Here is a 26,458-nt window from a genome sequence, read left to right as displayed (position 1 = left end):
CAGGGGGTTAAATCATGCCTTATTCAAAACCACTTCCAGAATGGAAAAATGCCGGTACAAAGCCGCCGCAATCAAAAATTGATGCAGGATGGGCGATCGGCGAAAAGCCGCCCGCTGCCTGGTGGAACTGGCATATGTACAATACCTATTACGCATTACAAGAATTGCAGTTAAGTTCGGTTCATTCCGAAAAATTAGGCGCTGCAAGTGGTGTCGCTACACTCGGAGCGGATAGCAAATTGACCGCTTCACAATTGCCGGCAATTGGTTCCGCTCAAATCACGGACAATTCAATCACTAACACCGATTTAGCGACAGACGTCAAGGTGGGTTCATTAGCTACACTCACGACGATGGCAAAAGGTTCAGTAACGGCAGCAATCAACGAAACAAAGACAGCGGCAGACGCAAAAATCCCGCTCACACAACGAGCCGCGGCAAACGGCGTCGCCACATTGGATGTCACAACAAAAATTCCAATCGTTCAAATCCCGCTGATCCCGACCGCAAACCTTACAGATGGTTCGATCACTGACACAAAATTGGCGGCTGATATTAAAGTCGGTTCCCTGGCAACGCTTGCCACGACAGCGAAAGGAAGCGTCGTCCTGGCAATCAACGAAGTCGAAACCGACTACACGAACCACAACAATGATAGTATCCGTCACACGAACGCAACGGAACGAGCGAAATGGGATGCGGCTCAATTAAAGAAATTAACCGAATCAAACGGCTATTCTATTTCATCGACAAATGCAGATATGAACAACTTAAAAGATACTGGTTTTTATTACGGATCGGGTATGACGAACGGACCCGCCAATTTTACAACAGGGTGGTCTTTGATTCATGCAGTTAGTGCGAATTATCTTGTACAAGAGTTTGTCGCAAATTCAACACCAGCAGTAAATAACCGAAAATTTTGGCGTGTCTATTACAATGGCGTATGGAATGACTGGTTAGAAGTTGAGACAACCGCCGGTGCGCAAGCGAAAGTAAACGCCCATGCAGCAGATGCTGTCAAGCACATTGAAGCGGCTGAACGGACTGCCTGGAATGCAAAAGCGGAAAAAACAGCAGTAACCACAACGGCAAACGGTCTAATGATTGCAGCGGATAAAGCAAAATTAGATGGTGTTTCACCTGGTGCGAATAAAACGCTAAACAGTGCGACAAACGGACAAATCACAATCGATGGAACACCGCAAGTCGTGTACGCCCATCCCACTACACACTCGGCAACCATGATTACAGAAGATGCTACGCATCGTTTTACAACCGATGATGAAAAAGCGTCCTATGCTGCAAAAGAAACGCCGACAGGAGCGCAAACGAAAGCAAATACCGCTGAAACCAATGCGAAAAATGCGTCGGTACCGCGAAATGATACGCGCGTGAATAACGCCGATCTAAACACGTACACGACAACACAGGTAACGGCCATCGGTTCACCTGTCACAAACGGTCCTGCCGGTTTCGCATACGGCAGTATTTTAGTCGCTGCATCCGCGGTGGATAGAATCACACAATTAGTTTTTGATTCCGGCAATAAGAAACTATGGACGCGTTATGGTGTGGGTTCACCGCTTGTCTGGTCCACTTGGATTGAACTTGCAACGTCAGCAGTAGCAACGGCATCGGTAGCGGGCTTAATGAGCGCTGCCGATTTCTCGAAGCTAACAGGCATTGCAGCAAACGCCAATAACTATTCACATCCAACCGGCGACGGTAATTTGCACGTTCCGGCGACAGGAACCACGAATCTCAACAAAGTTTTGAAAGCAGGATCAATGCCGGCATCACCGGTATGGGGCAACGTGGCATATAGCGAATTGACGGGCGTCCCTTCTACGTTCGCACCATCGGCACACGGTCACGCAATCGGAGACGTCACGGGATTACAAACAGCACTCGATGGGAAGTCCGCTACAACACACACTCACACAGACGCTACAACGAGCGCGAGCGGGTTCCAATCGGCCGCAGATAAAACGAAGTTGAACAGCATTTCAACAGGCGCCAACAAGACGACGAACAGCGCGACAAACGGAAATATAGCGATTGATGGAACGCAAGTCGCCGTTTACGCTCATCCAACGGGTGATGGCAACTCTCATATCCCGGCAACAGGAACAACGAACAGCGGTAAAGTCCTTAAAGCGGGAGCAACAGCCAATTCCGTAGCATGGGGAAATGTGGCATGGGGAGAAATCACGGGTAAGCCAAACGTGGAGATTGCGGATCGGATCACTGGTGAAACGAACGCCAACTATCTCGATATTGAAGGTCGGTACTATATCCCTAAATTCGGTCTAAACGTTCCAGATGATGTGTTTGGCTGGTTCATCGATGTAAAAGTCAGCGGTCAAATGATTGTGCAAGTGTCCTATTCAGACAACATGGAAATGCTTTCTTATTATCGCCGCTCACTAAATGGCGGGGTTAGCTGGGGCAATTGGGGCGTAAACATCGCAGAAGATTCGATGCACCGCTTTACAAACGATACTGAGAAAGCAAAATGGAACAACTCGCAATTGTACCCGCTTACACAAGCGAACGGGTCTGGTCTCGCTTCAATCACTGACTTTAACCAGGCAACCGGACCAGGTTACTTTTATGCGGTAACCGGACAAGCAAATGCACCATTGCCAGATCAAGGATGGTTCCTGCATGTAATGAAACACCCGACAGACGGTGTGACGCTTATGCAAGTTGCTCACAGTAATACAGTAATCGTTTTAACGTATATCAGACGTCGATTATCTACCGGTGTTTGGGGTACGTGGACCCCGATGTACGGCCAACAAAACATCCAAACTGGTTCATTGTCGATTACACCTAGTGCTGCAAACGTTCCAACGGGTGTTAATATCACATTCCCGACGCCGTTCAAAAAGATGCCGACCGTCATTGTTTCGGCAAACACAACCGTTCCTGGTAGTTCTGTCACGGGTGTTGCAGCGTTTAGTGCTTCTACGACAGGTTGCACAATCTATGTAACCAGAACAAACACGTCATCAACCGGGGTTAACTGGGTCGCAATTGACATTGAATAATAGGAGGGTAACCAATGAATACATTTGTTCAGCACGACGAAAGAAATAAAGTTACGGCCGTTTTCTATTCGGAAGATTCAACCATGCTTGATTTCATTAAGTTAGATGATTCATTACCAAAACCAGAAAAAGAAAACGACGTGCTCATGTTTGATCCAGACAATCATATTTGTTACTTCAAACCACCTGGCTTGAATGATTCCGAACGGATTGAACAACTCGAGAAGGAAAATATAGACTTAAAATCCAGCGTGGCGATGCTTGAAGACATCGTGATGATGCTAACAACGTCACAGCTTTGATATAAAACAAACAAAAACGGGAGGTTATTCAAATGAGCGTAATGTATCCATTTGTATTGAAAATGTGGAAAGAACGACGGTGCGATGAATCATATGTCCTTTATCAAGTCGAAGCAAAACGGCTGACTCAGGAAGAAGCAAACGCAATCCTTGGAACACCTCAAAACTCAAGTTCTTAAAACGTCTAACATTTGGAAACAAAATGAAGACGTTTTTTTTATTTTCCAAAATCGTGAATAAGGAAGCGAGTGAATTTATGAAGACACATTATTTTTTTGAGGGATCGATTGCCTTAATAGGGACAGTCATCACAGCATTGATGGGAGGGTGGGATACTGCACTGAAGATTCTAGTAGTTTTAATGGTCGTCGATTACATGAGCGGCTTCTTAGCTGCCTATAAGTTGAAGAAGGTTAATTCCGATGTAATGTTTTGGGGCGGCGTCCGAAAGGGCGTCGTTTTTATTGTGGTCATCATTGCGGTGTTGGTGGACGAACTAGTCAATAACGGGTTGCCAATCATGCGGACGCTTGTCCTTTATTACTACATTGCACGGGAGGCTCTGTCCGTCACCGAAAACTTTGCCTTGCTTGGTGTCCCGTTGCCGCAACAGTTAGTAGATGTATTGACCCAGCTCCAAGAAGAGAAACAACCGCGCACGATTGATTCGATCATCGAGAATGCAGCAGCGGAAGAAGAACAAGTAACACCGATTTCAAGTGAAGTGAGCATTGCTGAAGTAAAGTTTGATGAAAAACAAAAGGAGGCAAAATAATGTATTACGATAAACGAAACCGCGCAACTTTAAACGAACTAGCACCGAACACAAAACGACTCGCACTCAAATGGTACGAGTATCTTGTCAAGAATGGTATTGAGGTCTTAGTTTATGATGCTCGTCGTACTGTTGCTGAACAACGAGCGAACGTTGCATCCGGCGCATCGCAAACGATGTATTCCTATCATATTGTTGGCCAGGCACTCGATTTTGTACCGGTCAAGGACGGCAAAGCATTATGGGGTGGTTATAATGCCTCGAGCATCCAGAAAGCCATTAAAGAAGCTCAACGTCTCGGATTCACATGGGGCGGGGACTGGGACTCGGACGGCAGCCAACGGGATGAAACATTCATTGACTCGCCGCACCTGCAGTATGAGTACGAAGGGTATGGGACAGACAAGGTACTTGGATCCACACCAGCTTCAAAACCTGCAGCTAAAACAAAGCCGGCGCAAGGTGACGGGAAAGCAATCGTCCCGTATCCGGGCAATCCGCTCTATAAAGGAGCGAAAGGCATGTTCAAAAAGGATATCGAACGTGTTCAACGTGCTGTTGGAGCAGCTGTTACTGGTAAGTACGATCAGCAGACTGCTGACAAGGTAGGAGCTTATCAAAAGCGTAAAAAACTTGAAGCAGACAAAGTTGTTGGCCTCGCGACATGGAATACATTGTTTTAAACCAAAGCCTACCCTCACGGGTGGGCTTTTTTGTTGTTTGTTTTTATTTTCGTAAAATCTAGCCAGTGTTCTTCCTTATCATAATGCGGATTCACTTTTTGCTTTTTCAGTTCTACCCTGTAGCTGGCATGATGTTTTTCATGATTCTGATCTTCATAAATAATAGTAAATCGTAATCGAGGCTTGGCGTCCTGAAGGCCGTCTAAATAAAGGTTATTTAAAACTAAAAAATAGAAAGGGAGACGTATATTTTCGGACTCATTATTCTTTATCAAGGGCATTCTAAACTCTGTTTCTTGAATTTTAAACGATTCTGATACTGTTTTTTCTTTTGGAAACAAAGGAACATGTTGCGTGAGCGTAAATGAAAACTCTTCATTGTCAGGCAGTTGTTTACACTCTGGATTTTCTAATGTAACCTTAATTTCTTCGGTATCAATTTCTTTTATTGAATTAAATGCATTTTCCAAGGAGTATATAATTTTCACTTTTATAGCTGCAGATCCACCAGTATTCATAATAGGAAAAGTAAATTGACTAAAGGAGTCATAAATTTTCATTGATGTTTGCTTCTCATAGCGAGATTCTTGCCAGTCATTACCTATATGCATATCCAAAAATTCATCGTTCTTATTTAAATAAACGTCTTTATTTAATGGGATTAAGTTTGGGCGCTCTCTTTCTTTTTGCTTATTAACTTGTGCGTTGAACTGCCATAAACTTATTCCAGCTGATGCAGCCGCTGCAATAGCTGCAATAGCTGCTGAATAATCTCCTAGTACTCCCATGCCATCCACTCCTTTTGGCAAAAAAGAATGACCGTCAGAACAATCGAATCAAATTTGATTGTTTTAAAATGGGTAAATAAGGAATTTAAATGATATAATTTAGACTTCCCATAAGGGATGCGGGGAAGATCTAGCGGGGCACGGTTAAACGGTTAGAGTGGAGCCGGGGCGAAAGCGAAAGGGGATCTTCCCCTTTCCCGTTGCATGGATGGTTAATCTAAACTCAGTACGACTTGTTCATTTAACGGAGCGGATGCTTGTTGAGTAGGAGACAATACGACATTTATTTTGGTCATGCATTCCGTTCGTAACAATAAGTCAACTTGGTTCCCGATCGTCAGTTGTTCCATGACCCGTCTGATTTCGAACATGTCCCCAGTGATTGCTAATTGATTATCTCCAAGCAGTAAAATTTTCATCGATTGCTAACCTCCCGTTCCCACGACGAGCAGCTGCACATTAACTAATTTATGAGTATTTACCACATATTCCTCGCTTAGAAACGAATAAGGTGTGCAATTTTTCATTGCACACCTTATTGCACACTTATGATATTTCTTCTGATTACACACTCAATTTCACACTAGCTATATGTTGCAAAACAAGAAGAAAAGAGATTGTGAACGGAACTGATTCATGTTACTTCCTATTATATAGTACGCTTATTCCCAACCACCGTCTCATCAACGAACATGACGTATTTTTTGGCTGTTGGGTTTGTAGTCCTAGGAAATCCTTTGACATCAACGTTTTTCACGTTTCTTGGTTCTCTTTTATTCAAGCGAATCTCCTCCAATTGCACACATACTGCACACTTTTATTAAAACCAAGCACATTTATTACCTCTTTATGTAACTTTACACTGACACGGCTATATAAATCCATGGTTATTGCACAACTTGCATGACCAATTTTTTCTCGACACGGTTCTGTGGACTTCGTCCAGACAGACGAGGATGTGTCTCAGTATCGCTTTTCTCGTTCATCGCATCCAAAGCAGATTCGGACTGCCCGTTTACCGGTAGTGGGGGTCTTTTTTTATATTCGTCATATAGCTTCTGCTTCCTGCCTGATTATGACAGTGGGGATATTTTTCGTGAAATGGACGATGGATCAAATGGCACCACACCCCCCATAAAAAAATGAGAAGCGTAACGTGATGAAGTGACCCGGTCATTTACTCGAATAGGAGAAGCTTCGGGAAAAGACAACAGGATGTTTCTTGTTAAAAAAGGAATGAGCAGCTCGATAGAAGAGGGGGGAGATTGTTTTTAATTAGACTTGTTATACAAAAAAGCCGTCCTATAGACGGCTGGGATGTTACCATTCAAATCCTTCTTCACTGTAAGATCCATCAGAATTAAAGAATTTTTCTTCTGCTTTACCGCTTGACGTATTCGTATAGATGACATAGACATCGAGTTGATCGTACGTATCCGCCATTTTTTTTGCGGCTTTACGAGCATCCGCCTCATTCGTAAACGTTTCAGTCATAGTTGCTTTTTGATGGTTCTCTACACCGTGCTCTTCATAACCTTCTACCGACCACATTTTTTTGGATGACATAAACAACTTCCTTTCGTAGCAGAGCGAGTTGTATAACGCTTTGCTGTTTCTCATTATGCTTTGTTTGATTAAAATCCGTCAAATTGTCATTCTGACATTTGTAGAATGAGTCTCCTTTCGGAGTGTATAAAAATCCTTATTTCACATTGAAAATATATCAGAAGATGATATGCAAAGAAAGGTATCACGAAACTTTCTAAATTGCTTATCTGAAAACAGAAGTCCTCTGACTCATTGCATTAGTTGATCGATATAACGGACAGACTTGATGGTTTCGTTAAAGCGTTTTAAACTGGTTTTCGGTTGAAATGCCTGGACGGACAGTTGTTTTAACTGGTCAACGGCACTCTCGACCATCGCCGGGCGCAAATAAGGACTGTTCTGTGCATTTTGTTGCCAGGCTTCAATCAGGACGTCTGCTTGTGCGACGAAGGGGATGACATCCGTTTGAAAGTCATATTCCTGACCATTTCGTCCAGCCTGGTAAATCCGTTCGATATCCTGAAGTAACGGTTCTATTGTCATTTGTTTTTAACTACTCCTCTCGGCCGATACGATACAATCACATATCATGGTACAATAAACGCGTTAGGAGGGGAATCCTTTTGAATTACCCGAACGGTAAAAAATTTCAGAAACCAGTAGAACCGCATGGTATGGCGATCCGAAGTGCACGCTCTAAGGAATCGACTTTTTCAAATCGCGGAATGAAGCTTGAGAAACTCATCAATGAAAGTAATATGTTTTATTTGACGCATAATCGGGCAATCATTCACAAGAAACCGACCCCTCTACAAATCGTCCAAGTCGATTATCCGAAACGGTCGGCAGCCGTCGTCAAGGAAGCGTACTTCAAGCAACCTTCGACAACCGACTATAATGGTGTGTACCGCGGAAAATACATCGATTTTGAAGCGAAGGAAACCAATCATAAAACATCCTTCCCCTTAAAAAACTTTCATACCCATCAAATCGAGCATATGCGTCAATGTATCGCACATGGAGGAATTTGTTTTGTCATCATTCGATTCAGTATGTATAATGTGCAATATGTGTTGTCTGCAGAGCATTTGTTCCCCTGGTGGGAGCAACTGGAAACGGGCAGAAAATCGATTCCGCTAGACGAAATCGAACGGCATGGAAAAAAACTCGAGACAGGTGCGTTTCCTGCGATTGATTATTTACCAGCAGTGGACGAGTTATATTTCACTTGAGAAACTTTACAGATTGAAGGAGAAGGATAGCATATGGAAAGAAGTCGTGTCGCACGTCGTGAAGAAACGAAGACGTCAGCCAAACAAACGAATCGGACAAAACGTCCGAAAAAGAAAAAATCAGGCGGGACCGGCGGTAAAGGTCCACTTTGGAAAAAGCTCCTACTGATCGCGACAGGATTGTTCATCCTAATGATGATTGCAGGTGGAGGATTCGCAGCATATGCTGTCGCGACCGCACCGGAACTTGATGAATCAAAGTTACGTGATGCACTCCCGCTAAAAATTTATGCGAGCAATAAAGAAGAAATCAAAAAGGGTGGGACGAGTCGGGAGTATGTGTCGATTAAAGAAGTTCCTGATGTCGTAAAAGATGCCTTTATTTCAATCGAAGATCGACGCTTCTATCAGCATAACGGAATCGACTTCCGTCGCTTGGGCGGCGCCATCATTGCCAACATCACAGATGGTTTTGGTTCTGAGGGAGCTTCAACGATCACGCAACAGGTCATCAAACAATCGTTTTTAAGTTCAGACAAGACCATTACCCGGAAAGTCCAGGAACAATGGTTAGCGATCCGGTTGGAACGGGACTACACGAAAGAACAGATCCTTGAGATGTATTTGAATAAAAACTATTACGGTCAAGAATCATACGGAATTCAAACGGCTTCAAAAGCCTACTTCGACAAGACGGTCGATAAGTTGAACTATGCAGAAGCGGCGATGCTTGCCGGCTTACCGCAACGTCCATCGGCTTACGATCCGATTCAAGGAGATCCGAAGTTAACGAAATGGCGTCAAACGCAAGTCTTGGATGCGATGTTGACGACAGGTGTCATCACGCAACAACAACGTGATAAAGCAGTCAATCAACCGATTTCAAAATTGATCAACCCAGCACCAAAATCAAAAGACGATGCGGCTTACGACAGCGTCATCTTTGATATGGTGTCGCAAGAGTTGGAAGACGTCTTTGGCTTAGAAGGCAAGGATATCTACGGTCAAGGATTGAAAGTTTATACATCAATTGATAAGCCGATGCATGATTATATGAACGAAGCGATTAAAAAAGATCAAGTCGTCCAGTTGCCGGATTACGCGGAAGCAGCGGCCACGGCGGTCAATACACAAACGGGTGAAATTTTAGGGATTGTTGACGGGAAAAAACCGGGTACAGGCACTTCGCGGCGTAATTTTGCCAAAGAACCGCACCAACCCGGTTCATCAGCGAAACCATTTTTCGCATATGGACCAGCCATTGAAAATGAGAAATGGTCAACGGCTAAAATGATGACCGACCAGGAAACAGAAGTAAACGGCAAAAAAATCGGCAACTACTATGACGGTTACCGTGGAACAAATACAATTCGCTACTGGCTGAAGATTTCTGCCAATACGCCTGCCATTCAAACGTTCCAACAAATCGGCGGCGATACGGTTGAAAGTTTTGCAGCTAAGTCCGGATTAGGTTTAGAAAAAGACGAATCGATTTCACCGGCTTATGCAATTGGCGGGATGAAACACGGCTTCAATACGACGCAAATGGCTTCTGCCTATGCGACGCTTGGTAATGGCGGTGACTACATCAAACCGCATATCATCAAAACGATTGAATACAGCGATGGTTCAAAAATCAAATCACCGGTCAAACCGAAAAAAGCAATGCAGGATTATACAGCCTATATGTTAACCGATATGTTACGTGATGTTCTCAAACCGGGCGGGACGTTCCCGAGTGCCGCTCTTGCTTTTGACGCAGCAGGTAAAACCGGAACAACCAATGCCTATAAAGATGTTTGGTTTGCCGGTTACACCTCTGATGTCTCGATCAGTGTCTGGACGGGAACAACGAAGTCGGGTAACAACAACGGTGCCGGTTTAAGCGGACCGACAAACAGTACGATGGCGCAAAACATTTGGAAAGATTTTGTCACGAAAACGCGTGACCGGACACCTGCTCCGTTTGAGCAACCGAGTTCTGTCCTCAGTATCGGGGATGAACTGTATGTCAAAGGGACAAAAGAGCCGGTTGTCGAAAAAAAGGCAGTACCAGCTCCGACTGGCTTACAAGCATCTTACAATGAAGACTCGGAGTCTGGTGAACTGACATGGAGTTACAATGATTCTGCCCTTCGGACAAACGGCTATGACAGCGTGTCGTTTGAAGTGACGATGACGGATCCGGATGGAAAACAGTCGTTGCTTGGCACCAGCTCAACGAATCGGATGGGCATTAATCGACTTGATCCGGGTCGGACGACGTTCACAGTCGTTGCGAAAGCATCCGGGGAACAGTCTGGTCCGGTATCAACGACTGTGACTGTTGCAGACGTCGAAACAGAAGAACCGACGACGGACGAGCCGACGACGGACGAGCCGACGACGGATGAACCGGCAACGGATGAACCGACAACGGACGAACCGACAACGGATGAACCGGCAACGGACGAACCGGCAACGGACGAACCGGCAACGGACGAACCGGCGACAGACGAACCGGCAACGGACGAACCGGCGACAGACGAACCGGCAACGGATGAACCGGCAACAGATGAACCGGCAACAGATGAACCGGCAACAGATCAACCGGCAACGGATGAGCCAGCCTCAAGCGACGGAGCATCTACTCAGTCGGACAGAGGAAATTCATCAAACGGCAACCAAGGGCGCGGTCAGGATAATGCGCCCGCCGAGCAACAATCAGAATCAGAAAATCAGCAATAACGAGTAAAGAGATTACTTGAAGAAGATAAGACCGAAGAAACACACCCGTTTCTTCGGTCTTGCTTCTCTTTTTTTGTATAATGGAGGTCAGGAAGGAAGTGGGGCAATGGAATCAAGACAATCACTTGTTACCTATTTAGAAGAATTAAAAGCCGATCGTTCCTTCATGGAACGTGTCACATATATGAAAACGATGGAAGCGACTGCCGGACGTTATGAACCGTTTCCGAAAGCGATGCCGGAGCGTTTACGCCAGGCACTGGAAGGCAGAGGCATCACATCGTTGTATCGCCATCAGGAATTAGCGTTTCGAACCGTCCAAAGCGGTGAATCAACGGTGATTGTAACACCGACGGCTTCAGGGAAAACCTATTGCTTTAATTTACCGATTTTATCCCATCTCTTAGAAAATCCGAATGCACGGGCACTGTATCTGTATCCGACTAAAGCATTGGCCCAAGATCAAAACAGTGAGTTGTTGGAGCTGATTGATGAGATGGAAGCGCCGATCCGTTGTTTTACGTACGATGGGGATACATCACCGACGATTCGGACAAAAGTTCGAAAAGCCGGGAACATCGTCATTACGAATCCGGATATGTTGCATTCCGGAATCTTGCCACACCATACGAAATGGATTGAATTGTTTGAAAATCTATCGCATATCGTTATTGATGAACTGCATACGTATCGTGGGGTATTTGGAAGCCATGTAGCGAATGTCATTCGCCGGTTGCGACGGATCTGCCGTTATTATGGAAGTGATCCGATCTTTATCATGACAAGTGCAACGATTGCCAATCCGCAAGAATTAGCGGAACGTTTGACAGAGAAAAAAGTCCAATTGATTGACGACAACGGGGCACCAACCGGTCGGAAACATTTTATCGTCTATCAACCACCAATCGTCAATGCACAGCTTGGTATCCGTCGTTCGGCAACCCTTGAGACAAAACAATTGGCATCGCGATTTATTAAAAAGAAATTCCAAACGATTGTTTTTGCCCGCTCACGGGTACGGGTCGAAGTGTTATTGACCTATCTCCGAAGTTTGATCCGGTTTGAACTGGGACCGAAATCAATTGAAGGATATCGAGGCGGATATCTTCCGAGTGAACGCCGGGATATTGAAAGACGGTTGCGTAAAGGTGAAATCACCGGAATCGTTTCGACGAATGCGTTAGAGCTCGGTGTCGACATCGGGCAACTACAAGTCTGTATCATGAACGGTTATCCGGGAACGATTGCTTCGTTATGGCAACAAGCCGGTCGAGCCGGTCGACGACAAGACGACGCGTTGATCATCTTAGTCGCTTCTTCCGGGATGCTCGATCAGTATGTCGCCGAACGTCCTGAATTGTTTTTAAATCAATCACCGGAAGCGGCACGGCTCGACCCAGATAATCTGATTATTGCAGTCGATCACATTAAATGTGCGGCATTTGAACTGCCGTTCCGGCAGGGCGAGACGTTCGGGACATTGGAGACAGAAGATATCCTCGAATACCTGGTCGAAGAACGTGTTTTGCATCAACGCGGGGAACGTTATTATTGGATGAATGATGCGTTTCCGGCTCATGGTATTTCTCTGCGATCCAGTGATCAGGAAAATGTCATCATCGTGGACCAAACAGAAGTCCCGAATCGTGTTATTGGAGAAATGGATACGTTCAGCGCGATGACGCTGTTGCACGATGAAGCCATCTATTTACATGGGGCGGATCAATATCAGGTCGAGGTCTTGGATTTTGAAGAGAAAAAAGCCTTTGTTCGTGCCGTCGACGTCGATTACTATACAGATGCCAATTTTTCAGTCGAACTTTCCGTGCTCGATGAGGATGACAGTTACACGAACGGAGATTTCAGTGTCGCCAGAGGGGATGTCAGTGTCCGCGGTATGGCCACGATGTTCAAGAAAATAAAGTTCGGAACACATGAAAACATCGGATCAGGTCCGATTCATCTTCCGGAACGGGAAATTCACACGACGGGTGTCTGGTTTTCGTTGCCGGAAGAAGCTTCCTCGAGTACGGAACTGGAACAAGTCATCGAAGGCGTCGCGAACAGCTTAAGACGTGTCGCCCCGCTGTATTTGATGTGTGATGCCAGTGATGTCTTCGTTGTGCCCCAGGTCAAAGCGACGCATACACAAAAACCGACCATCTATTTGTATGACCGTTATCCTGGTGGTGTCGGATTGGCAGAATCGATTTACAAACAACGTGGTGTCATGCTAAGGGCTGCCCGGGACTCGATCGAGACCTGTCCTTGTCAGGATGGTTGTCCGGCGTGTATCGGAATGATTGGTTTGTCTGATGAAAAAGAGCGGACAATCAGAATGCTAGCTGAAATGGAGAAGGAATTATCATGAAAAATAAGCTGAGACGGATGTTGAAGACGACCGAGACCGAGCCGACAAGCTCCTCATCGACGGATCAGGAGCAAATGACATCAGCGGAACAAACCGCATGGCTGGATCGAGGAGCAGATATCCTCACGTTTGAAGAGGAATGGATTGTCCGGATCGATCACCGGTATCCACTGGAAGCCAAACATGGACATCGTTCGTATGCCGAAGTGTTTGAATCGTTGCAGTTGCCGCATCCGCCACTCGCCCTCGATGTCCCGCTCGAACAGGTCATATTTTTCGATACGGAGACGACCGGATTAAAGGGAACGGGGACGACGATTTTTTTGCTCGGATTTGCCCGCTTTGAACAGGGGGAGTTGCTGATGCGGCAGTATTTTTTACCGCACCCGCATTATGAGGCGGCTCTCTATCACCATTTTCTGCATGATATCGGGGATGATGTCCGATTCGTCACCTACAACGGAAAAAGTTTTGATTGGCCGCAGATTAAGACACGTCATGTCTTTGTCCGCGAACGTGTTCCCCGTCTGCCGAAAGTCGGTCATTTGGATTTACTCCATGTCTGCCGGCGAATGTTCAAAGGTCTGTACGATTCGTTCCGCTTGACGGCGATGGAAGAGCGGATCGGATTTGAACGAACAGATGATTTACCGGGATTTTTAGCGCCGATGCATTATTTTCAATATGTTGAACACCAGAATCCGGCGATTATGGAAGGCGTACTTGAACATCATCTGCACGATTGTTTAACACTGGTGAGTTTATATGATGAATGTAATCGGCTCGTGACGCACCGTCAAGAAGCCACGTCACGGATCCGTGAGAATATCGGGGTCTGGTTAGCGGATTTAGGTATAAATGAACAATCAGCCGAACATTTTGGACAAGCTGACGAATTGACGGCTCAAGGCTGGTTGCGTCAAGGGCGGTTATATAAAAAATTGCACCAACATGAGAAGGCCAAAATCTGCTTTGAAAAAAGTGAAACGTATGAAGGATTCATCGAACTGGCAAAATGGGCCGAGCACATTGCCAAACAACCATCCGTTGCTTATGATTATACTGAACAAGCCAAACGTCTATTGGAAAACCAGCAGTTGTTAGCTTCGCGGCGAGAACGATTGTCTGCTGAGTTAGCCCATCGGAGCTTACGCCTGCAAAGGAAGTGTCGCGGATGAATGTCGTCGCAGTAACAGGATATAAACCGACGGAACTCGGGATTTTTGATCAAAAACATCCAGGAATCAACATTTTGAAAGCTGCTTATCGGGAACGGATAATCCGTTTGATCGAAGACATGGGTACGACCTGGTTCATTACAAGTGCCACGCCGGGATGTGAACTTTGGGCATGTGAAGTCATTCTGGAACTTAAACAGGAGTATCCGGAAATACGGTTGGGAATCCTGCTTCCTTTTTTGGAACAAGAGTCAAAATGGAAAGAGCCGGTTCAAGCGCAATACCTGGCTGTGTTGAATCAAGCGGACTTCGTGGATGCCATCAGTCAAAAACCGTATGAAAATCCATCCCAGTTCCGAAATAAAACAGAATTCATGATTCAAAAGAGTCAGGGATTGTTGTCTGTCTATGATGAAGAACACGGTGGATCCGCCAAGTATTTAGTGGAACGTGCTAAACTAGAGATGGAACGTTCGGATTATCAATTGTTTCTGATTACGCAAGATGATTTAGCGATGATGGAACAAGAGCAGAACTACAATGAACAGTGGGAGTGAAGCATATGTATAAGCCGTTATTGACAGCAGATGATATTTACAAAAAAGAGTTCAAAACCGGACTACGCGGATATGTGATTGAAGATGTCGATGGTTATCTTGATCAAGTCATCAAAGATTATGAAGGATTTGAACGGGAAATCGAGCGTTTAAAACGAGAACTAGAAGAAGCGAAATCTTCATCATCTTCTTCTGTCGGTTTCAAACGGGAAGAACGAAGAGTGGAACCGGAAGTGACGGCTCCACCATCTAATTCGTCAAACTACGATATGTTGCGCCGGATTTCTAATCTTGAAAAAGCAGTTTTTGGACGTCCCCATCAAGAAGATTGATTTCTGTCTTACTTATAGCAAATATCATGGTATGCATGAAAAAACGGATTCTCTGCATAGAGAATCCGTTTTTCGTATTACGAACGATGCAAAAGCACTTCTACTTCCGGTAACTCTTCTTTTAAGACATAAAGTGCTACACGATCATCTAAATCCTTACTGAATCTACGGAATAGAAACGATGTTTTGACGCCGCGTTCCATCCGGACATGAAGTCCTGCTTGTTCGAGCCGGTCATGATCACGGGCCAACCGTTCTCCCTTTTCTCCAAACTCTTCGCCTAACAGCACCCAACGCAACGATTCTTTTGTCCGCCGTGTCACGATGAAGAGAAAACATAAAACAAGTACTACAATCAATATAATCCGAATCGTATTAAAGTCCATGAAAATCTCACCTCATCTTTATCATACGTTCTTAACGGGCATAAAGTAAACGTTCAAGATAACGTGAGAAGGATTGAATCTTCAAACCTTGTTGACGATACGCAATGTACCCGTCTGGTCGAATCAAATAGAGACCGGCTTGTTTGATTCCGAACTTCCGGGCGAGTTCGCCACCTTGGTCGACGACACCGTCGTCTTTCAGTTCCTGATGAATCGGAACGGTCTCAAACAGATCTGGATAAGAATAAGCTAATTCCTTAAACGGCAGGAGAATTTGTTCGTTCGCTTCCCGGGGGAGAAACAGCAAGAGCAGGAAATTGCGGTCCGCACGCCGTAATAACAGTTCATTTTTTTTCGTTCGCGGATTCACGACTTCACTATAAGGCATCGGTTCTCCCGGACGTGGTGTCAAAAGAGGGAACCGTCCTTGTGTAACAAACAACCGTGACGTTTGATAGTTGCTGTTAAGTTGCGCGATCCGGTTCGTGACGTAGTGATGTAACGGTGTAATCTTTAGGCTGTTCCGAATGACTTTTTCCTGGAGCGGTAGTAAAAATGGAACGTTAATCTGTAATAATTCAGTCGCGAGGTTCGTAGAACGTAGAATACCGCGTGCCGCTTCACGCCGCTCGACGCTGTAAGAATCGAGTAAGGGGAAACTTGCCTTGAAGCGGTGAACACACCAGAGTTTCCAGGCTAAATTCATCGCATCGGCGATTCCGGTGTTCATGCCCTGCCCGCCAACCGGTGAATTGATATGGGCAGCGTCACCTATTAAATAAATCCGGTGGTGCCCGAATTTTTCAATGATTCGGTTGTGCACCCGGAACATGGAATACCAGTGGACCTTCTTCAATGTAAATGGAACCTTTGCGCGATTTTTTAAGAAATCTTCAATGGCAGAATGATCGGTCGGGACAGTCCCGTTTGTCAGGTTTCCTGTTATCCGGAAAAGATTCGACTGAAGTGGGAAGGATTCAATGACACCATGATCAGAGAAGAAGATATGCACTTCTTCGGAAGATAATGGCCAATCGACTTCAATGTCGGCCAGTGCCCAAGATTCCTTAAAAGACTTACCGCTGAACGGAAGTCCGAGTTCGCGCCGGACGAAGCTGTTGGCTCCATCCGCCCCGATGATAAAAGAAGCATCAACGGTTTCCGTGACATCGTTTTTTCGAATCGATGCGGTAACGAACGTCGGAAATTGTGCGAAGCCGGTCAACTCTGTTTCACGTTCGACCGTATGACCGTCTTCTTTTAAACGCGTTTCAAGAATACGCTCTGTTTCGCTTTGCGGCAACAACGTGACGAAAGGAAACGGTGTATTTAAATCCGTAAAATCAAGTTTGGCCTGCCAGGCTCCATTAACATATAAGTTCCCTTGATTGATTTTAATGGCATTCTCCATCAAAGCATCCGCTACACCAAGGCGTGCAAACAATTCGAGCGACCGGGCCTGAATGCCGATTGCTTTTGAAACGACAGATGGACCGCTTGCGCGTTCGATGATTCGAAACGTCAGTCCGTAACGGGACAAGGCAAGCGCTAATGTTAAGCCGGTCGGTCCAGCCCCAATGATCAGTACATCTATTTTTTTCTTCACGGATAGCCCCCCTTATTTTACTTCTTAGCCGAAACTCGCTACCATTAAACTATCGACTGGACGGCAAACCGTCTGAAAGGATGAGAGCAGTGAACGAGCAATTATTTACGACAGAACGTTTGGTGACTAACTTTAGAGAATACATGCAGCAAAACGAAGCGTACATGACGAAAATTCAAGCGTTAAATGCCTATTATAAGGTTGTAGCCGGATCAATTTTAGCGGATCGAATTGCCAAAAATGCCGATTTAATCGTTCGGATGCGCCATCTCGAAGAAGCGTATCAGAAAGTGGCACAGGAAACACGATGAAGGATTTCCAATTAAATGATGTCAAGCGTGCATTTACGTCTTCGACGGAACAACTTCCTAAAAATGCCGCTGCAGTTTTAGTTCCTTTAGTGGAGCGGGACGGAGAAGTGCATCTGTTGTTCCAAGTTCGGGCGAAGACGTTACGATCGCAACCGGGAGAAATTGCTTTTCCGGGTGGAAGGATTGATCCGGGCGAACAACCAAGAGAAGCGGCGATTCGTGAAACGGTGGAAGAACTGAACGTCAGTTTTACGGATATTGAGATCATCGGGACATTGGAACCACTCGTGACTCCCCATCGCTCCATCATCTATCCGTACCTCGGCATTCTGACAGCGGAGGAAATCGACCCATCCCCGATGGAAGTCGACCACATCTTTTATGTAGCGCTCGCTGACTTACTTGCAGCGGAACCGATTCAAGGCGAAATGGAGTGGCGAATTCGTCCCGGTAAAACCGTACCGACGGATCGTCTGGCGAATCGTGATGCATACGTCGACCGGACGTATAAAACGGTCGAACATTTTTATGAACATGAAGAGTATTTAATTTGGGGGCTGACAGCCAAAATTTTACGGCAGATGTTACGGACGTTGACGCAATACTAGCTTTTTCACAGGTTCTTTTATATGATTAAGAATATCTGAACGTGTCAGGAGATGAAGAAGATGGAAGAAGAAGAGTTATTTGATTATATCGTCGGTGATATGGTAAAAACAAAAGAAGGTTGGGTGGCAGAAGTCACAGCTGTATTAACCAATACAGTAGTGGGTGACCTCTCGCATACTAAAAACTTTGAATCTCTCGGTTTTGAATTCGAAAAACAAGTTTTGATCAAATCAGAGATTGAATTATTAGAGCGTAAAACAAAATAAACAGCGAACCGGACAGAATCTTCTGCCGGTTTTTTTGTGTTTTCCATTCTTGTAAAGCAGGTTTCAGAAAAGTTAAATGAGGGAAATTTTACAAAGATAATTAAAGAATAGACTTGATTACATTAAGGTGTTGGAGGGATCGTACGTGATTGAATTTAAAGCAGTTGGAAAAACATATCCAGATGGAACGAAAGCGGTCCGCGATTTAAACTTTACAGTCAATCAGGGGGAAATCTTTTGTCTGATTGGTCCGTCCGGTTGTGGGAAAACAACAACGATGAAAATGGTCAATCGATTGATTGATCATACGGAAGGACAAATTTGGATAAATGGTCAACCGATTATGTCGATCGACGAACATGAGTTACGTCGTCAAATTGGTTACGTCCTTCAGCAAATTGCCTTATTTCCGCATATGACGATCGAAGAAAATGTAAGTGTCGTGCCGCATTTACTGAAGTGGGACAAAAAGAAGGTGGAAGAACGTGTCCATACCTTGTTCCAACTCACAGGATTAAATGAGAATTTAAGAAAAAAGTATCCGGGTGAACTTTCAGGCGGACAACAACAACGCGTCGGTGTCATGCGGGCGTTAGCGGCAGAACAAGACGTCATCTTAATGGATGAGCCGTTCTCGGCACTCGATCCGATTTCGAGAGATCAATTACAAAATGATTTATTGCGATTGAACGCAGAACTCGGTAAAACAATCTTATTCGTAACCCATGACATGAATGAAGCGTTAAAACTCGGCAGCCGGATTTGTTTAATGAATGAGGGCGAGATCGTTTTAATCGGGACAAAAGAAGAAATCTTGGCCAGTAAGGATGAATTCGTTCAAGAATTCATGGGGCAAGTCAGGGGGACTTTCCAATGACAGGATTGTTTGAGACGTATCAGGACCGGAAAGCTGAATTACTGCAAGCTTTAATTGAACATATTCAACTGTCTGTTCTATCACTTGTGATTGCCTGTCTGATTGCAATTCCCCTCGGCATTTATCTGTCGCGGCATCAAAAATTCAGTGAATGGTCAATCGGCGTCACGTCAGTCATCCAAACGATTCCTTCACTTGCGTTGCTTGGCTTGATGATTCCGCTCGTTGGAATCGGGACGGTTCCTTCAGTCATCGCTCTTGTTTTGTATGCTCTTCTTCCGATTGTTCGTAATACGTACACCGGCTTGGCGGAAGTAGACCCTTCCTTGAAAGAAGCGGCACGTGCTTGCGGGATGACACCGATGCAAAGCCTGATGAAAGTCGAGTTGCCGCTCGCTTTACCCGTCATGATGGCCGGCATCCGGACAGCAATGGTCCTGATTATCGGGACAGCGACGATTGCCGCTTTGATTGGTGCCGGAGGACTCGGCTCAATTATTCTGCTCGGGATTGATCGGAACGATAATTATCTTCTCTTACTCGGTGCAATTCCTGCCGCTTTGTTGGCACTTTTGTTTGATGCGTTGTTAAGACAGACGGAAGTTGCTACAAAAAAACGCCAAACGGGTCGACTCGTCGTCGCACTTGCTTTAATCGCGACATTGATCATCACTCCGTTTGCGCTCGGACGGACCGAACAACCGGATTTGGTCGTTGCCGGTAAATTAGGTGTCGAACCAGAAATTCTGATGAATATGTACAAATTAGTCATCGAAGACCAGACGGATTTGAATGTCCAAGTCAAACCGAACTTCGGAAAAACGACATTTGTTTATAAAGCCTTACAGTCCGGCGACATTGACTTATATCCGGAATTCACGGGAACAGTCCTTGCCAGTCTAACCAACGAAAAGCCGGTCTCAAACGATAAACAAGCCGTCTTTGAACAGGCACGCGACGGACTTGTCAAACAAAAACTGGCATTACTGCCACCGATGAACTACAACAATACGTATGCCGTTGCCGTTCCGAAAAAAGTAGCGAATCAATACAAATTAAAGACGATTTCCGATTTACAGCAAGTGGCGGATCAATTAAAAGCCGGATTCACATTAGAATTTAAAGATCGTCAAGACGGTTACAAAGGGATCCAGGAAAAGTACGGCGTTAATTTTAAAGAAGTAGTGACGATGGAGCCGAAATTACGGTATAAAGCTGTAGAGTCGGGAGACATCCAAGTCATTGATGCCTATTCGACCGATCCGGAAATCGCAAAATACAATATGGTTGTCCTGGAAGACGATCAACAGTTATTCCCGCCTTACGAGGGAGCACCTCTTCTTCGTCAAGAGACGTTAGATGAGTATCCGGAAGTCGAACAGGCATTAAAACAGTTGGACGGAAAAATTTCCGATAGTGAGATGTCGAAAATGAATGAAGCGGTCGCTTATGGTGGAAAAACAGCGAGCGAAGTCGCACGCGACTATTTACGGAAAGAAGGAATTTTGAAATGAGATTATTATTGATCAGTAACCCGACGGCAGGAACGAACCGCGCCGGACTTTTACAGGATGTGATTGATCCGTTGGCAGCGATGTTTGATGAAATCGTCATCCGTCAGACGGCTCAAGCCCTCGATGCCTTACGTTTCGCAGAAGAAGCGGATGGTTTTGACGCGCTCGTCGTCATTGGCGGAGACGGAACAGTTTTTGAAGTCATCAACGGGATTGCGAAACTAGAAAACCGTCCGATTCTCGGTATCATTCCAGGAGGAACATGTAACGACTTTGCAAGGACTTTGGGCTTGCCGATGGTTCCAAGACTAGCCGCTGAGATGATTGCGACCCAGCAAATCGTCGAAGTCGATCTTGGTCAAGTCAATGATACGTACTTCTTGAACTTCGTTGGTCTGGGTCTTGTTGCGGAAGCGTCCATCGGGATTGATACGGAAGAAAAAGCACGCTTGGGTAAAATGGGATATTACCTCTCGACAATCCGGTCGAGTATGGAAGCAGAGCCTTTTTCGTACGAACTGGAGTTAGCGGAAGGTCAAAAAATGACCGGGGAAGCGGTCTTGATTTTAGCAGCGAACGGCGAATCACTTGGCGGCATTGAAACCAACCTGTCGCAAGGGGCTTACAATGATGGAAAACTGGATCTCGTAATCGTCGACGAAGTGAACTTGACGACGATCCGCGATGTCATCTTACAAAAAATCGGTCTAGCGACGGAACCGTCGTTTACGCATGTTTTGACTAGCGGTTTCACTCTAAAAACCGACTCTCCGAAAGTCATTGATACGGATGGAGAAAAGGCGATGCATTCGCCAATCGAAGTCAAAGTATTACCGGAATATTTAAAGATGTACAGTGGTCGAATCGATACACTAGTATAAAGTGTCCACCAATTGAAACATTTACTAATCGAAGTCCATTACGCGGACTTCGATTTTTTTATCTTAAAATCCATTCGATTTATCGCGAATATGCGGTTATGCTTTGACGCTTTAAAGAAAATGTTTGATAAAGGATGACTTCCCGGACGAACTTTTGTACAATGGAAAAGTATTTTTGAAAAGGAGGTCGAGTGCCATGAAAGGAAATGCATGGGCTTCGAAGGTCGGATTTATTTTAGCGGCAGCTGGATCAGCGATTGGGCTGGGCGCCATTTGGAAGTTTCCCTATACAACGGGAACAAACGGAGGTGGGGCATTTTTATTATTATTTTTAGCCTTTACGCTCTTGCTCGGATTACCGGTCCTGATTGCAGAGTTTTTAATCGGTCGGACAAGTGGAAAAACAGCGTTACAGGCTTTTTCAGAGCTTGGTCATAAAAAATATACGTTTATTGGTTGGCTCGGTGTCATCGCCTGTTTTCTGTTACTCTCGTTTTACAGTGTCATCGGTGGCTGGGTACTCATCTATATCGTGTTAGGATTTTCCGGTAATTTAACGGCGATGAACGGAGCCGATTTGGGTGAATTATTTGCGACAGTCTCCGGTTCTCCCGCTTACGCCATTACTGGACAGCTGATCTTCTTGCTCATTACATGCGTGATCGTCTTACGCGGCGTACAGGCAGGAATCGAAAAAATGAGTAAAATCATGATGCCGCTACTGTTTCTGTGTTTCATTATTCTTGTCGTCCGTTCGTTGACGCTTGAAGGCGCAGGGGCAGGAGTCCGCTTCTTTATCGAACCGGACTTCTCCGCCTTAAACCGGACATCGGTCCTTAGTGCGTTAGGGCAAGCATTCTTTTCTTTATCGTTAGGCGTATCAGCGATGCTGACTTATGCTTCATACATGAAGGAACGGGGACAAATCAATCGTTCCGCGATCTGGATCGTGTCGTTGAATGTAGTCGTCTCTTTGCTTGCAGGATTCGCTATTTTCCCGGCTGTTTTCGCATCCGGTCTCGATCCGGCGGAAGGACCTTCGTTATTGTTCATCGTCCTGCCGACGGTGTTTAGTCAAATCCAATTCGGATCGTTGTTTTTGGTCCTGTTTTTCCTCTTGTTTGCATTCGCATCGATCACTTCTTCCATTGCGATGCTTGAAGTGGTGGTGTCCGCTATTACGGACCGGAAAGAAACCGCAACGTTCCGGGATAAAAAACGAAATACGATCATTGCCACGATATTAATCGGGGTAATCGGTATTCCATCGGCTCTTTCATTTGGTATGGCAGCTGACATCACATGGATGGATAAAACGGTTTTTGACTGGATGGACTTTACCGTTTCCAATATCCTTATGCCGATTGGTGCCTTGTTGATTTCATTTTTTGCCGGATTTAAATTGGACCGGACCCTGGTTGAACAAGAACTTGTGACAAGCCCGATGATGAAACGCTTACTGCCATTCTGGCGTTTTAGTATTTGTTATCTGAGTCCGGTTGCGATTTTGATTATCTTGATTTGGCCGTTGTTCGGTTCTTAAGGAACATATAGTAACTACTTGTCTTTTGAAAAAGTCCGTCTGCATTTTTTTGCGGATGGGCTTTTTTTGTTTTTGGTAAGGTCGCAGAAATCAAACTTGAGGCGGATGCAACACGTCAAAGATTATGGTGAAATAAGAAATACAGAGGACTAACATTTCGCTAAAACGGGAAACTTTTTGTTATATGATTCGTAATGGTAAGATATAAGTAATAAATAACTAACTTGAAGACAGATAGAAGAAACAATCAAAAGGGGTGGTGATGAAATGAAGCCTTCTACATGGTGGGTCCTTGGATCAATCGGTCTGATGTTCGTATTTCTTCAAGTGGCGGATGCCTTGAATTTTTCCGGTATCTTCATTGCATTAGGTCTCTGGTTCATCTGGAGCGGTTATCGCGCTAAACCGGGAAAGCGGTATCGGACTGAACGGAAATCAACGGAGTTAAAACGAAAAAACGTTAAAAAGAAACTGTTACTGGATGACGAAGACGAGTTTGTCGGAAGTGTCATCTTAAAACCAGAACAAGCAACACGCAGATTTGATGAAACGGATGACTTAGAGCTTCAGGTCTTACAACGAACAGTCGAAGAAGGATTCGTCAAACTTCAATCCTTTGATCAAATCATTCCGACGATTCGTGATAGTGAAATCCGGTCCGAGATGCGGATCGTTTCCCGTGAAGCCCATGTCTTGTTTGAAGAACTATTTACAGCGCCGCGTGAAGTCAAAAAAGTCCGTGATTTCTTTACATTCTATTTAGATTCCCTGCTCTCGATTTCAGAAAAATTTGCGGACCTCGAACGACGAGGGGCGCAAGTTCAAATGGAGACACGAGAACAATTACAATCCAACCTAAAACTCATCGCTGAAAAACTAAAACAACAGCAAACACTGTTGTTGGAAGGCGATACGGTAGATTTAGAACGTGAATTGTTGACGATTGAAAAGGTTTTGGCACAAGAGTCAGAACAACGAAAACAGGAGGAGAGTTATAAACATGACCCATTCTGATAACAATAGCTGGCAACAATGGCCGGAGGAAGAATCAACGACACAACCGACGATTTCAGATCCGTCCGTTGATTTAAATCTTGCGGAAACTTCATCCCAACCCTCTGTACCGGTCCGTCCGGTTGAAGACATGATTCCAAGCGACGTTCCGGTCGAACAACGCCAAAAAATTGAACGGTTACTTCAAGTCATCGATTTAAAAAAATCAGATGCCGTCATGCAGTACGGAGCACCGGTTCAACGCGAATTGTCACAGTTTTCAGATCAAGTGTTGAGTGAAGTGAAAATGAAAGACGGCGGTGATGCCGGGAAGCTGTTGTCGGATTTAATGCAGCGGGTGCGTCAGATGGATCCTGACACGTTACAGGAAAAGAAAAGTTTCTGGTCAAATGTTCCGGTCATCGGTCGGGCGAAGAAAAAAGCAGAAACGTACTTTTTACAGTATGAAAAAATGAGTGCTTATCTGGAAGAAGTCGTCCATAATCTGGATCGGTCCAAATTTGGTCTGATGAAAGATATTACGTTGCTTGATCAAATGTATCAAAAAAACAAACGATACTTCGAAGAATTGAATCTCTACATTGCAGCAGGGGAAACAAAAATCGCACACGTCAGAGAACATGAAATCGAACCGTTACGGATGGAAGTCGAACGGTCACAGGATCAGACCCGGTTACAGGAGTTGAATGATATGATTCAGCTTGCCGATCGATTCGAAAAGAAAATTCACGATTTAAAACTATCGCGGACAATCAGTTTACAAATGGCTCCGCAAATTCGTGTAATTCAGCAAAACAATCAAATCTTAGCAGAAAAGATTGAATCGGCGGTCGTTAATACGATTCCACTCTGGAAAAACCAAGTGGTGCTTTCGCTGAGTCTATCACGGCAAAAAACTGCCTTGCAGATGCAGAAAGACGTCACGAATACGACCAATCAATTACTGGAACAAAATTCGCGGCTTCTAAAAGATTCTTCCATCGAGATTGCAGAAGAAAATGAAAAAGGAATCGTATCGGTCGAATCCTTGAAAGTGGCGCATCAAAATCTGATTGAAACGTTGGACGAAACGTTACGGATTCAACAGGACGGTAAACAAAAACGTCGTGATGCGGAACATGAGCTGGAACGAATGGAAAATGAATTAAAACAAAAAGTCATGGAAGTGGCTTCAAAAAATCGTGAATTACCAAACCGTCCTTACTAAGGAACACATTTATGTGTTCCTTAGTGGTTTATTTAAAAAGGAGAGACGTATGATGAAAAAACAACATCAATGGGATACGACCTGGCTTTTGTTTGCGCGGATGATGGCGGATCGGCATTCGAAATGTGCTTCAAAATCCGTTGCCTGTGTCATCGTCAAGGATGAAAAACCCATTTCAATCGGAATCAACGGAACACCGAGTGGACACATGAACTGCAATGAAATGTATTTAAAACAAGATAACATTCTTTATAAATCCGCAGCAGAAGGACAAAGTCAAAAGCATCCTGACTTGTCTATCGTACATAACGGTCAAATGTTTCACCGCTGTGACAATCAGGAAGAACACCATGAGTGGTCGAAGATGAATGAGATTCACGCTGAAATCAATGCACTCGGAAAACTGGCGGCAGATTCGACCAGTGCCCGTCATGCGACAGCATACGTAACCCACAGTCCATGCCATGCCTGCAGTTTAGCTTTGATTGCTTCAAAAATCGACCGTGTTGTTTATTCGACAGGATATGAATATGGGGATGGATTAACACTCATGCGTCAAAGCGGGATTGAAGTGCTTCATCGTCCCTTAACAGAAGAATATTTTCTTGAAAGAATTTTCGATAAAGACTTGTAAACGCTTCCATCACATTGTATTATGAAATTAAGCATTGCCATGGTAATTATTCACTCTTCCA

General features: G+C 44.8%; 27 protein-coding genes. 21 read left to right on the top strand and 6 right to left on the bottom strand.

The window, feature by feature from the left end:
• Nucleotides 1-14: 14 nt before the first annotated feature.
• The 5 genes from ACP26N_RS09460 to ACP26N_RS09440 all read left to right on the top strand — a co-directional run bounded on the left by ACP26N_RS09460 (nucleotide 15) and on the right by ACP26N_RS09440 (nucleotide 4,816).
• A complete protein-coding gene (locus ACP26N_RS09460; RefSeq protein ID WP_426353643.1) occupies nucleotides 15-3,056 on the top strand; it encodes a pyocin knob domain-containing protein in 3,042 nt (1,013 codons plus the stop codon).
• 14 nt (nucleotides 3,057-3,070) lie between these two features.
• A complete protein-coding gene (locus ACP26N_RS09455) occupies nucleotides 3,071-3,358 on the top strand; it encodes a hypothetical protein (protein WP_214849025.1) in 288 nt (95 codons plus the stop codon).
• 32 nt (nucleotides 3,359-3,390) lie between these two features.
• Nucleotides 3,391-3,537, top strand: a complete 147-nt coding sequence (locus tag ACP26N_RS09450) for a hypothetical protein (RefSeq protein ID WP_214849028.1) — start codon at nucleotides 3,391-3,393, stop codon at nucleotides 3,535-3,537.
• A 77-nt stretch (nucleotides 3,538-3,614) separates the two neighbouring features.
• On the top strand, nucleotides 3,615-4,133 hold the full coding sequence (locus ACP26N_RS09445; protein WP_426353640.1) for a phage holin family protein: 519 nt from the start codon (nucleotides 3,615-3,617) through the stop codon (nucleotides 4,131-4,133).
• Nucleotides 4,133-4,816 carry a M15 family metallopeptidase gene (locus ACP26N_RS09440; protein WP_426353638.1) on the top strand — a complete coding sequence of 228 codons (684 nt, stop codon included), beginning with the start codon at nucleotides 4,133-4,135 and terminating at the stop codon, nucleotides 4,814-4,816. Before ACP26N_RS09445 ends, ACP26N_RS09440 begins: the two co-directional genes overlap by 1 nt.
• Before the next feature lie 14 nt (nucleotides 4,817-4,830).
• Here ACP26N_RS09440 and ACP26N_RS09435 read toward each other — a convergent pair whose 3' ends face one another.
• The 4 genes from ACP26N_RS09435 to ACP26N_RS09420 form a co-directional block, all read right to left on the bottom strand.
• Nucleotides 4,831-5,604: a hypothetical protein gene (locus tag ACP26N_RS09435; RefSeq protein ID WP_426353636.1), complete on the bottom strand. Its 774-nt coding sequence runs from the start codon at nucleotides 5,602-5,604 to the stop codon at nucleotides 4,831-4,833.
• Nucleotides 5,605-5,816: 212 nt separating this feature from the next.
• The gene (locus ACP26N_RS09430) at nucleotides 5,817-6,023 is read right to left on the bottom strand and encodes a hypothetical protein (RefSeq protein WP_426353634.1); all 207 of its coding nucleotides are present in this window, start codon (nucleotides 6,021-6,023) and stop codon (nucleotides 5,817-5,819) included.
• A 901-nt stretch (nucleotides 6,024-6,924) separates the two neighbouring features.
• A complete protein-coding gene (locus ACP26N_RS09425) occupies nucleotides 6,925-7,170 on the bottom strand; it encodes a hypothetical protein (RefSeq protein ID WP_131972541.1) in 246 nt (81 codons plus the stop codon).
• A 231-nt stretch (nucleotides 7,171-7,401) separates the two neighbouring features.
• The gene (locus tag ACP26N_RS09420; protein ID WP_026828103.1) at nucleotides 7,402-7,695 is read right to left on the bottom strand and encodes a DUF1798 family protein; all 294 of its coding nucleotides are present in this window, start codon (nucleotides 7,693-7,695) and stop codon (nucleotides 7,402-7,404) included.
• A gap of 74 nt (nucleotides 7,696-7,769) precedes the next feature.
• Between ACP26N_RS09420 and recU the strand changes: the two genes are divergently transcribed.
• The 6 genes from recU (at nucleotide 7,770) to gpsB (ending at nucleotide 15,549) form a co-directional block, all read left to right on the top strand.
• On the top strand, nucleotides 7,770-8,384 hold the full coding sequence (gene recU, locus ACP26N_RS09415) for a Holliday junction resolvase RecU (RefSeq protein ID WP_188005442.1): 615 nt from the start codon (nucleotides 7,770-7,772) through the stop codon (nucleotides 8,382-8,384).
• Between the two features lie 33 nt (nucleotides 8,385-8,417).
• Nucleotides 8,418-11,111 (top strand): PBP1A family penicillin-binding protein, encoded by a 2,694-nt coding sequence (locus ACP26N_RS09410; protein ID WP_426353632.1) that lies wholly within the window; start codon nucleotides 8,418-8,420, stop codon nucleotides 11,109-11,111.
• A gap of 106 nt (nucleotides 11,112-11,217) precedes the next feature.
• Nucleotides 11,218-13,482, top strand: a complete 2,265-nt coding sequence (locus ACP26N_RS09405) for a DEAD/DEAH box helicase (RefSeq protein ID WP_426353631.1) — start codon at nucleotides 11,218-11,220, stop codon at nucleotides 13,480-13,482.
• Nucleotides 13,479-14,660 (top strand): ribonuclease H-like domain-containing protein, encoded by a 1,182-nt coding sequence (locus tag ACP26N_RS09400; RefSeq protein WP_131972544.1) that lies wholly within the window; start codon nucleotides 13,479-13,481, stop codon nucleotides 14,658-14,660. The genes ACP26N_RS09405 and ACP26N_RS09400 overlap by 4 nt, the downstream gene beginning before the upstream one ends.
• Entirely contained in the window at nucleotides 14,657-15,217 is a 561-nt protein-coding gene (locus ACP26N_RS09395) for a DUF1273 domain-containing protein (RefSeq protein WP_131502519.1), read from the top strand. Before ACP26N_RS09400 ends, ACP26N_RS09395 begins: the two co-directional genes overlap by 4 nt.
• 5 nt (nucleotides 15,218-15,222) lie before the next feature.
• Complete coding sequence (gene gpsB, locus ACP26N_RS09390) at nucleotides 15,223-15,549, top strand: cell division regulator GpsB (RefSeq protein ID WP_131972545.1); 327 nt, start codon at nucleotides 15,223-15,225, stop codon at nucleotides 15,547-15,549.
• A gap of 77 nt (nucleotides 15,550-15,626) precedes the next feature.
• Here the strand turns inward: gpsB and ACP26N_RS09385 are convergent, their stop codons facing one another.
• Together ACP26N_RS09385 and ACP26N_RS09380 are read right to left on the bottom strand one after the other, a co-directional pair.
• Complete coding sequence (locus tag ACP26N_RS09385) at nucleotides 15,627-15,935, bottom strand: hypothetical protein (RefSeq protein ID WP_131502517.1); 309 nt, start codon at nucleotides 15,933-15,935, stop codon at nucleotides 15,627-15,629.
• 31 nt (nucleotides 15,936-15,966) lie between these two features.
• Nucleotides 15,967-17,541 (bottom strand): FAD-dependent monooxygenase, encoded by a 1,575-nt coding sequence (locus ACP26N_RS09380; RefSeq protein ID WP_131502516.1) that lies wholly within the window; start codon nucleotides 17,539-17,541, stop codon nucleotides 15,967-15,969.
• 89 nt (nucleotides 17,542-17,630) lie between these two features.
• Here ACP26N_RS09380 and yvfG point away from each other — a divergent pair, with 89 nt between their 5' ends.
• The 10 genes from yvfG (at nucleotide 17,631) to ACP26N_RS09330 (ending at nucleotide 26,397) form a co-directional block, all read left to right on the top strand.
• Nucleotides 17,631-17,852 (top strand): protein YvfG, encoded by a 222-nt coding sequence (yvfG, locus tag ACP26N_RS09375; RefSeq protein ID WP_131502515.1) that lies wholly within the window; start codon nucleotides 17,631-17,633, stop codon nucleotides 17,850-17,852.
• Nucleotides 17,849-18,460: an NUDIX hydrolase gene (locus ACP26N_RS09370; protein ID WP_131972546.1), complete on the top strand. Its 612-nt coding sequence runs from the start codon at nucleotides 17,849-17,851 to the stop codon at nucleotides 18,458-18,460. Before yvfG ends, ACP26N_RS09370 begins: the two co-directional genes overlap by 4 nt.
• Nucleotides 18,461-18,520: 60 nt before the next feature.
• Nucleotides 18,521-18,727 (top strand): hypothetical protein, encoded by a 207-nt coding sequence (locus ACP26N_RS09365; protein ID WP_012370627.1) that lies wholly within the window; start codon nucleotides 18,521-18,523, stop codon nucleotides 18,725-18,727.
• 145 nt (nucleotides 18,728-18,872) lie between these two features.
• The gene (locus ACP26N_RS09360) at nucleotides 18,873-19,604 is read left to right on the top strand and encodes an ABC transporter ATP-binding protein (RefSeq protein ID WP_114595592.1); all 732 of its coding nucleotides are present in this window, start codon (nucleotides 18,873-18,875) and stop codon (nucleotides 19,602-19,604) included.
• A complete protein-coding gene (locus ACP26N_RS09355; protein WP_131502513.1) occupies nucleotides 19,601-21,118 on the top strand; it encodes an ABC transporter permease/substrate-binding protein in 1,518 nt (505 codons plus the stop codon). Before ACP26N_RS09360 ends, ACP26N_RS09355 begins: the two co-directional genes overlap by 4 nt.
• Nucleotides 21,115-21,999: a diacylglycerol/lipid kinase family protein gene (locus ACP26N_RS09350; protein ID WP_131502512.1), complete on the top strand. Its 885-nt coding sequence runs from the start codon at nucleotides 21,115-21,117 to the stop codon at nucleotides 21,997-21,999. Before ACP26N_RS09355 ends, ACP26N_RS09350 begins: the two co-directional genes overlap by 4 nt.
• 196 nt (nucleotides 22,000-22,195) lie before the next feature.
• Nucleotides 22,196-23,542, top strand: a complete 1,347-nt coding sequence (locus ACP26N_RS09345; protein WP_131972548.1) for a sodium-dependent transporter — start codon at nucleotides 22,196-22,198, stop codon at nucleotides 23,540-23,542.
• Nucleotides 23,543-23,809: 267 nt separating this feature from the next.
• A complete protein-coding gene (locus tag ACP26N_RS09340) occupies nucleotides 23,810-24,556 on the top strand; it encodes a 5-bromo-4-chloroindolyl phosphate hydrolysis family protein (protein WP_131972549.1) in 747 nt (248 codons plus the stop codon).
• The gene (locus tag ACP26N_RS09335; protein WP_131502509.1) at nucleotides 24,543-25,763 is read left to right on the top strand and encodes a toxic anion resistance protein; all 1,221 of its coding nucleotides are present in this window, start codon (nucleotides 24,543-24,545) and stop codon (nucleotides 25,761-25,763) included. The genes ACP26N_RS09340 and ACP26N_RS09335 overlap by 14 nt, the downstream gene beginning before the upstream one ends.
• Before the next feature lie 52 nt (nucleotides 25,764-25,815).
• Complete coding sequence (locus tag ACP26N_RS09330; protein WP_165871607.1) at nucleotides 25,816-26,397, top strand: deoxycytidylate deaminase; 582 nt, start codon at nucleotides 25,816-25,818, stop codon at nucleotides 26,395-26,397.
• Nucleotides 26,398-26,458 lie beyond the last annotated feature (61 nt).

It is taken from the genome of Exiguobacterium sp. R-39, assembly GCF_049942815.1.
Classification (GTDB): domain Bacteria; phylum Bacillota; class Bacilli; order Exiguobacteriales; family Exiguobacteriaceae; genus Exiguobacterium_A.
This window is presented reverse-complemented; position numbering and strand designations above follow the sequence as displayed.

Bases quoted from the DNA above. Each gene is read 5' to 3' on its own strand.
- ACP26N_RS09335 (WP_131502509.1), top strand. From the start codon at position 24,543: ATGACCCATTCTGATAACAATAGCTGGCAACAATGGCCGGAGGAAGAA.
- ACP26N_RS09340 (WP_131972549.1), top strand. From the start codon at position 23,810: ATGAAGCCTTCTACATGGTGGGTCCTTGGATCAATCGGTCTGATGTTC.
- ACP26N_RS09405 (WP_426353631.1), top strand. From the start codon at position 11,218: ATGGAATCAAGACAATCACTTGTTACCTATTTAGAAGAATTAAAAGCC.
- gpsB (WP_131972545.1), top strand. From the start codon at position 15,223: ATGTATAAGCCGTTATTGACAGCAGATGATATTTACAAAAAAGAGTTC.
- ACP26N_RS09450 (WP_214849028.1), top strand. From the start codon at position 3,391: ATGAGCGTAATGTATCCATTTGTATTGAAAATGTGGAAAGAACGACGG.
- ACP26N_RS09370 (WP_131972546.1), top strand. From the start codon at position 17,849: ATGAAGGATTTCCAATTAAATGATGTCAAGCGTGCATTTACGTCTTCG.
- ACP26N_RS09400 (WP_131972544.1), top strand. From the start codon at position 13,479: ATGAAAAATAAGCTGAGACGGATGTTGAAGACGACCGAGACCGAGCCG.
- ACP26N_RS09350 (WP_131502512.1), top strand. From the start codon at position 21,115: ATGAGATTATTATTGATCAGTAACCCGACGGCAGGAACGAACCGCGCC.
- ACP26N_RS09430 (WP_426353634.1), bottom strand. From the start codon at position 6,023: ATGAAAATTTTACTGCTTGGAGATAATCAATTAGCAATCACTGGGGAC.
- ACP26N_RS09460 (WP_426353643.1), top strand. From the start codon at position 15: ATGCCTTATTCAAAACCACTTCCAGAATGGAAAAATGCCGGTACAAAG.
- ACP26N_RS09365 (WP_012370627.1), top strand. From the start codon at position 18,521: ATGGAAGAAGAAGAGTTATTTGATTATATCGTCGGTGATATGGTAAAA.
- ACP26N_RS09410 (WP_426353632.1), top strand. From the start codon at position 8,418: ATGGAAAGAAGTCGTGTCGCACGTCGTGAAGAAACGAAGACGTCAGCC.
- ACP26N_RS09420 (WP_026828103.1), bottom strand. From the start codon at position 7,695: ATGACAATAGAACCGTTACTTCAGGATATCGAACGGATTTACCAGGCT.
- ACP26N_RS09425 (WP_131972541.1), bottom strand. From the start codon at position 7,170: ATGTCATCCAAAAAAATGTGGTCGGTAGAAGGTTATGAAGAGCACGGT.
- ACP26N_RS09355 (WP_131502513.1), top strand. From the start codon at position 19,601: ATGACAGGATTGTTTGAGACGTATCAGGACCGGAAAGCTGAATTACTG.
- ACP26N_RS09445 (WP_426353640.1), top strand. From the start codon at position 3,615: ATGAAGACACATTATTTTTTTGAGGGATCGATTGCCTTAATAGGGACA.
- ACP26N_RS09435 (WP_426353636.1), bottom strand. From the start codon at position 5,604: ATGGGAGTACTAGGAGATTATTCAGCAGCTATTGCAGCTATTGCAGCG.
- ACP26N_RS09330 (WP_165871607.1), top strand. From the start codon at position 25,816: ATGAAAAAACAACATCAATGGGATACGACCTGGCTTTTGTTTGCGCGG.
- ACP26N_RS09385 (WP_131502517.1), bottom strand. From the start codon at position 15,935: ATGGACTTTAATACGATTCGGATTATATTGATTGTAGTACTTGTTTTA.
- ACP26N_RS09395 (WP_131502519.1), top strand. From the start codon at position 14,657: ATGAATGTCGTCGCAGTAACAGGATATAAACCGACGGAACTCGGGATT.
- ACP26N_RS09345 (WP_131972548.1), top strand. From the start codon at position 22,196: ATGAAAGGAAATGCATGGGCTTCGAAGGTCGGATTTATTTTAGCGGCA.
- ACP26N_RS09440 (WP_426353638.1), top strand. From the start codon at position 4,133: ATGTATTACGATAAACGAAACCGCGCAACTTTAAACGAACTAGCACCG.
- ACP26N_RS09455 (WP_214849025.1), top strand. From the start codon at position 3,071: ATGAATACATTTGTTCAGCACGACGAAAGAAATAAAGTTACGGCCGTT.